Origin of the sequence: uncultured Pedobacter sp. (assembly GCF_913776295.1) — a bacterium.
In the GTDB taxonomy this organism is placed as follows: Bacteria; Bacteroidota; Bacteroidia; order Sphingobacteriales; family Sphingobacteriaceae; genus Pedobacter.
Window position 1 is genome coordinate 1 of record NZ_CAJYOJ010000014.1, and the last position, 7203, is coordinate 7203.

Annotated in this window: 8 protein-coding genes; 4 read left to right on the plus strand and 4 right to left on the minus strand. The window is 39.0% G+C overall.

Going from position 1 to position 7203, the window contains the following annotated elements; all coding sequences use genetic code 11:
• Positions 1-379 precede the first annotated feature (379 nt).
• The 3 genes from QZ738_RS03015 to recR form a co-directional block, all read right to left on the minus strand.
• Entirely contained in the window at positions 380-1219 is an 840-nt protein-coding gene (locus QZ738_RS03015; protein WP_293784353.1) for an alpha/beta hydrolase, read from the minus strand.
• A gap of 398 nt (positions 1220-1617) precedes the next feature.
• Positions 1618-2436 (minus strand): SDR family oxidoreductase, encoded by an 819-nt coding sequence (locus QZ738_RS03020; protein ID WP_293784356.1) that lies wholly within the window; start codon positions 2434-2436, stop codon positions 1618-1620.
• Positions 2437-2600: 164 nt separating this feature from the next.
• Entirely contained in the window at positions 2601-3218 is a 618-nt protein-coding gene (gene recR / locus QZ738_RS03025; RefSeq protein ID WP_293784359.1) for a recombination mediator RecR, read from the minus strand.
• Between the two features lie 339 nt (positions 3219-3557).
• Between recR and QZ738_RS03030 the strand changes: the two genes are divergently transcribed.
• The 4 genes from QZ738_RS03030 to QZ738_RS03045 all read left to right on the plus strand — a co-directional run bounded on the left by QZ738_RS03030 (position 3558) and on the right by QZ738_RS03045 (position 6969).
• Entirely contained in the window at positions 3558-5066 is a 1509-nt protein-coding gene (locus QZ738_RS03030) for a sodium:solute symporter (protein WP_293784362.1), read from the plus strand.
• A gap of 17 nt (positions 5067-5083) precedes the next feature.
• Positions 5084-5791, plus strand: a complete 708-nt coding sequence (locus QZ738_RS03035; RefSeq protein WP_029278019.1) for a TIGR00730 family Rossman fold protein — start codon at positions 5084-5086, stop codon at positions 5789-5791.
• A 155-nt stretch (positions 5792-5946) separates the two neighbouring features.
• Positions 5947-6450: a hypothetical protein gene (locus QZ738_RS03040; protein ID WP_293784377.1), complete on the plus strand. Its 504-nt coding sequence runs from the start codon at positions 5947-5949 to the stop codon at positions 6448-6450.
• Positions 6451-6474: 24 nt separating this feature from the next.
• On the plus strand, positions 6475-6969 hold the full coding sequence (locus QZ738_RS03045; protein ID WP_293784380.1) for a hypothetical protein: 495 nt from the start codon (positions 6475-6477) through the stop codon (positions 6967-6969).
• A 38-nt stretch (positions 6970-7007) separates the two neighbouring features.
• Here the strand turns inward: QZ738_RS03045 and QZ738_RS03050 are convergent.
• The coding region (locus tag QZ738_RS03050; protein ID WP_293784383.1) for a hypothetical protein at positions 7008-7203 on the minus strand (196 nt) is incomplete at its 5' end.

Here is a 7203-nt window from a genome sequence, read left to right on the forward strand (position 1 = left end):
AAAATGCCGGCTGAAAATTTTTCTTTCAAAGCCAGTAATAGGGCTTGGTCGGTGGAGTCCGAAAAATTTGTTAGGCCGGACTTAAGTAGAACGGAGACCCAGTGCGAAGGCCTTGTTGGATGGAAATGCATATCTCATAAGTGACTAATTATCAAATAATTAAAAATTAACGTCAATGGTAGGCACGAAGGATCTTTTTCATAGCCTGCAGATGCTTCGTACCTCAGCATGACAGGATATTGGAGTTTGCTGTAAACAAAAAGGATTTTCGCTGCTGTCGGGTTTAGGGACGTTGGGTTCGTGCAAGAAATAAAACCACTCCGCCTTAAATCCAGATTTGTCGGCATTAATAGCAAAAAGGCAAGAAAGTTGACAAATCCTATAAAGATGTCTTTTGTATAAAATCTAAAATATCCTTGTATAACTGGTTTCCGCCAAAAATCATCTGACTGATCATTGGTACATGGCTTTTGCCTTTTATTTCCTTTAATTCTACCGGCACATGGTTAGCTTTCAGTTTTTCGTATAATTTCGGGGTCTGTAATTTAATAGCACCATAAGTTTTGCTTCCGTAAAAAAGCAAATGTGGGTTTTTAATATCGTTTACATACTCCAAAGGAGATGCCACTTTCCAAACTGCAGGTCTATCAGTAAAGGTCCGGATGAAATCGAAATAAAAATGGTCCTTTTCGGCTGTGGTTAAATATTCCTCCATATCCAAACCAAATGGATCGTTCAGCACGATACCTTTAATCGGATTTTTAATACCCGCTTTTTTAAAATATCTCGAATCGGCATTGATCAGTTCTGCCAGATGTGCGCCTGCCGAATGTCCCATCACAAAAATCTTCTCTGCGCTTGCCCTGTAGTCTGCAATATGCTCCTGAACCCATTTCACCGCTAACGCACAATCATTCGCCATCTTTTCATACTGAGCATTGGGTGCCAAAGGATAATTGACGATTACCGTAACCACACCTTTGCGCGCAAAGTTCCTGCCCAGCCACCAATAAGTTTCCTTTTTGCCACTGCTCCATGAACCCCCGTGAATAAAAATTAAAACCGGTTTATTTTTAATGCTGTCGTTTTTGTAAAAAATATTCAGTGTATTGGCTTCATCAGTATTGCCTGCATAACTGATATTTTTTACCTTTTTAACCTGTGCAGTAGCAAGTAATGTTTGAAAAAAGAGCATTAATAAAACAAGGGATTTGTACATAAAAAGGATTTTCAACTCAACGGTTAATAAACGAAATTGTGGTGATAGTGGATTTGTTAGTAGCGGGTATTAAGTAGAAAGTATCAGGTATCAAGACAATTATAGGCACCAAGCACATCCGCTAATCTATTAGCTTTACAGTTTAAATTCTTTATCTATACCCCCAACACTTCTACCCATGATTCGTCACCCTGATCCAATAGCTACCGGATTTATTTCAGGATCTATTTAATCTAGAATGGATAAGGCAATTCGCTAAACAATTAGTACTAAGTCTTCGACTCCGCCCAGACTGACAATTACTTTAGCTTAAACCGCCAACATAACTGTGCAGCCGCAAGGCCAAATTCTAACCGCAATATGCTATTCTACTTACCTTACGCCTTAAACCCTCTACCTTAAGCCTTAATTAACGGATTTTTCTCTTTCGCGAACAAATCAAAAACCTTTTTATCTACAAAAGCCGGAAACAGCTTGTTCATCCAAACGGCCAGTTTCCCTTGTCTGGTCATCACCAAAGTGCGTTTCCGCTGTTCAATACCATCGGCAATAATTCTTGCAACTTCTTCTGAAGACATCATTTTACCTTCATCCATACTCGTTTCGCCATGTGCAGCGCCATCTTTTGCTAAAGCCGTAACCCGGATATTGGAGGCCGTAAACCCCGGACAGGCTACCATTACATTTACGCCGGTTTTAAGCAATTCGGTACGTAAAGATTCCATAAAACCGTTCATGGCAAATTTTGAGGCAGAATAACCTGTGCGCCCTGGTAAACCACGATAGCCGGCAATAGATGATACCCCTACAACTGTCCCTTTTGTTTTTAAAATCTCCGGCAAAGCATATTTGGTGCAGTATACGGTTCCCCAAAAGTTCACGTCCATCAGGTTTTTAAGCACCGATAGATCCAGATCGTTAAACAGGGCACGCATCGATAAACCGGCATTATTAACCAGAATATCGATCTGCTGAAACGAAACTAAAGCCTGTTTGATAATCAGTTCGCAATCTTCTTCTTTACTTACATCGGCCTGAACCGCTACCGCCCTGATGCCGTATTTCTTTTCCAGATCAGCAGTAATTTCGCAAAGAGTAACGTATTGACGGGCAGCTAAGACCAAATCGGCACCGCGCCTGGCAAATTCTTCTGCACAGGCTTTTCCGATTCCGCTGGACGCCCCGGTGATGATGATTACTTTATTTTTTAGGTTCATTTGTGTTTGTAGGTATTAAGTATCAAGATTTAGTAGTAAGTATTTAGTATCAGGTAATGAGTATCGAGTAGTGAGTATCAAGTAGTGAGTATTAAGTAGTGAGTATCAAGTATCAAGATGTATGCAAATAATATGAGTCCCGATACTTTGTACTTGATACTGACTTATTTCATCATCGCGGTTTCGTAAGGCACGCGGGTAATGATCGATCGGCCGAGGGTAATTTCATCGGTATATTCAAGTTCACCTCCAAAAGCAATTCCGCGCGCAATGGTGGTAACCGGTACATTAAATTCTTTTAGTCTTTTATAAAGGTAGAACAAGGTGGTATCGCCTTCCATATTCGGACTGAGGGCCAAAATCACTTCTTTGATCCCTCCTACCGCCATCCTGGCAACCAGCCCCTCAATAAACAGATCAGAAGGTCCTACACCGTCCATTGGAGAAATTAAACCACCTAAAACATGGTAAACGCCAAAGTATTGGCCTGTATTTTCAATGGCCATTACGTCGCGCGTATCTTCTACTACACAAATGGTTTCTTTATCTCGCTTGTGTGAGGTACAGATTTCGCAAACTGCATAATCAGAAATATTGTGGCAGGTACTACAGTGTTTAATCTGCTGTTTAAGTTTTATAAAGGTATTACCAAACTGATTTACTTCTTCCTGCTCCTTATTTAAAAGATGTAATACCAAACGTAAAGCTGTTTTTTGCCCTACACCCGGAAGTTTTGAGAATTCGTTTACCGCATCTTCGAGCAGTTTGGATGAAAAATTCATGATACAAAAATAGATAAAAAGGTTCATTGGTTCAATAATCAGTGGTTAATCGTTTAATGGTTTGAACTGGTTAACTGAGAATGGCAAACTGCCAACTGAAAACTGGATATTGGTTTATTAGTCAATAGTCCACTGGTTGGTAGTTCATAGCCAACGGAAACTGCAAATTTCAAATTGAAGACTGAACAACATTTATTGATCACCTGTATATTTATTTAAGTGCCTGATCATGGTTTATGGCTGTTTTGACTTCCGACTCCGGACTTCCGACTTCGGACTAACAAGAATATTGCTTGATTTGATAGTTTTCTTTACATTTATCAGCTTAAAAACAAAACTATGTCACCAACTATCCTCTTGTGTTTTCTAATTGGCTACTTTCTGCTACTGATTATCATTTCGTTTGTAACCTCTCAAAAATCGTCAGACAATAGCACCTTTTTTGTTGCCAACCGAAATTCTAAATGGTACCTGGTAGCTTTCGGAATGATTGGAACCGCACTTTCGGGCGTTACTTTTATTTCTGTACCGGGTGAAGTTGGCGCCCCCAGTGGAAACCAGTTTCAATATTTCCAGTTTGTGCTGGGTAATGCGGTTGGCTTTATTATCATAGCCACTGTTCTGCTCCCGCTTTACTATCGTATGAACCTCACCTCTATTTATGGCTACATTGAAAAAAGATTAGGTTATTATAGCTATAAAACAGCCGCTTCAATATTTTTATTAAGCCGCACTTTAGGGTCTGCAACCCGGTTATACCTCGTTGTAATCGTGCTGCAACGCTTTATTTTCGACAATTATGGCGTTCCATTTTGGTTAACGGTACTTATTTCGTTGGCGCTCATATGGTCATATACGTTCAAAGGTGGGTTGAAAACCATTATCATTACCGATACTTTGCAGACTTTCTTCCTGGTGCTTTCGGTTTTTCTTACTATTTATTTTATCTGCCATAGTCTTGATTTCAGTATCCCACAAGCATTCGAAACGGTAAAGAACAGCAGTTATTCTAAGATATTCTTTTTAAATGATTTCTTAACCAATAAATTCTATTTCAGCAAACAGTTTATCGGTGGTATTTTTGTAACCATTGCCATGACCGGCCTTGATCAGGACCTGATGCAGAAAAACCTGAGCATGAGCACTATCCAGGAAGCAAAAAAAAATATGTTCACCTTTACTGGTGTATTTGTCATCTTAAACATTTTCTTTTTAAGCGTAGGCGCATTATTATACATTTTTGCTTCAAAAAATGGCATCGATATTCCTTTAGATCATATTACAGGTAAACCACGTACGGATTTATTGTTCCCTGAAATTGCTTTAAACAACCTAGGCTCCGTTCCGGCCATTATTTTTATGCTGGGCTTAACTGCGGCCACCTTTGCCACAACTGATTCGGCACTAACGGCGCTTACTACTTCATTCTGTGTCGATTTTTTAGGCATGGCTAAAGCAGAAAATGTGAATGCTAAAGATGCTGTAAAAAAACGCCACACCGTACATATCGTCTTTTCTATTTTGATGTTCCTGGTAATTATTGTCATCAATGCGTTGAACAGTTCATCAGTGGTGAGTTTGATTTTCACTATTGCCTCTTACACCTACGGACCACTTTTAGGCTTATATAGTTTTGGATTGTTTGTAAAAAAACGTGGTCTACGCGATAAATTAGTGCCAATAGTTTGCTTATTATCGCCTTTTTTATGTTACTTGCTTGCAAGCAATTCGGCCAGGTTATTGGGCGGGTATGTTTTTAGTGTAGAACTGATTTTAATTAACGGTTTAATCACATTTACAGGCTTGTTGTTCATCAGCAAAAAAACGGATGCGCAAACCAAATTTTAATATTAGAATAACAGTATATGACGAGTGAAGAAAAAATTAGAAGTGCTTTTGAAAATAAAGACTGGCAGGAAATCAAAGTAACCGATTCCTGGCAAATTTTTAAAATCATGGCCGAATTTGTAGACGGTTTTGAAAAACTGGCCAAAATTGGTCCGTGTGTTACCATTTATGGCTCTGCCCGTACCGCCCAAACCCACCGATATTATCAACTGGCCGAACAGTGCGGTAAATTACTAACTGATAGAGGTTATGGCGTAATTACTGGTGGTGGTCCCGGTATTATGGAAGCAGGTAACAAAGGTGCGCATACCAATGGAGGTAAATCCGTAGGTTTAAACATAGAATTACCATTTGAACAGTTCCATAACAAATATATCGATCATAACAAATTACTGGAATTCGATTATTTCTTTGTCCGCAAAGTAATGTTTATGAAATATAGCCAGGGTTTTGTGGTATTACCAGGTGGTTTTGGCACTATGGATGAGTTATTTGAGGCCTTAACGCTTATCCAGACTGGCAAGATTGCCCGTTTCCCGATTGTATTGGTGGGAGTTGATTATTGGGGTGGACTCATCGACTGGATTAAAGGAACCATGTTACAAAAAGAACATAATATCCACGAAGAAGACTTAAATCTCTTCAGATTGGTTGATACGGCAGAAGAAGCCGCAGAACATATTTTCCGTTTCTACGATAAATATGTACTTAAACCGAATTTCTAATTTATCGGTTAACTGTTCCAATTGATTAATCGGTTAACTGCCAATTGAAAACTGCTAACTGAAAACTGCTAACTGAAAAAAGTGCTTACCAACAATAGGCACTTTTTTGATGTAACATCTTTAACCCAACTGCATCTAAAATAAAATGCAATAAAATGTCGAAATTGATCAACTGGAAGAGCGATTGGCTTAGCGGAAATTTTCAACTATTTGTAGACGGGCTGCAAAAAGGGGCAATCACTTTCGGAATGTGGAAGAGTAATGCCGAAAGTACATTTGAAGATCAAAACTATCAGTTTGTAAGCGATGGATTCTGGCAATCAAAAACCAGGATAATCGACCGGAAAACAAATAAAGTGATTGCAATTATTACTTACGACTGCTGGAAATCAAAAGCATTAATCAGCCTGACCAACGGAGGTCAATATGAATGGAAATCAACAGGCGTCTGGAAATCGAAATGGACGGTAAGCAATTATAAAGACGAGCATATTAGGTATACATCCAGCAGCAATAGTGGGGCAATATCTTCTGATACTGATAATAAACTATTGGTTATTGCGGGTTTGTTTATTAAACAGGTTTATAACAGACAGACCGTTTTCGTGATGGCCTGCATCGTCCCGATTATCACCACATCGACATTTCGACATCATTAACATATAAAATTAAATCTTTGTGGGATGGAACAGGTATTAAGTTGGAGAAAAGGTTTATTTGACAGTAACTATCAGGTATTCAGCAACGGATCGTTAAAATTTTCGCTGAATTTTATTTCATGGAAAAATTCAGCAATAGCGACTACGCAAGCAGGTATTTATATGTTTAAAAGTGAAGGGTTTTCTAAACCTGAAACTAAATTATTAAACAATCAGAAAGGGGTTTTAGCGATAATCACTTACGACTGGCTGCATTTTCAAGCCAGGGTAGTTTTGGCTTCTGGCGAAGCTTTCGACTGGACTTTTCAAAACAGCTGGTTAAGGCGATGGTCTTTAAATAATCATCAGGATAAACAGATCTTGTTCAATTCTTCAAGTGGAAATGGCTTGTTACACTCCAATTTAGATGATGATCTCCTCATTTTATGCGGGCTTTTTATACGGGAATACTATTCGAGACTGATTTTAGGTTTGATTATCGGCCTGTCCTGCCTGCTTACTTTTAAAAGTATATTCTAAAGATTTGTCATTCTGAGGGATAATTTATTGGTTAAAAATCAATATGAATGACGTAACTGATTTCTTATGCCATACAGCACAGCCTTGCCTCGGCTCACCGCCGCCGGAGGGCTCTTACTTTTTGGCATCAAAAAGTAACAAAAAATGCCGGCTGAGAATTTTTCTTTCAAAGCCAGTAATAGGGCTTGGTCGGTGGAGTCCGAAAAATTTGTTAGGCCGGACTTAAGTAGAACG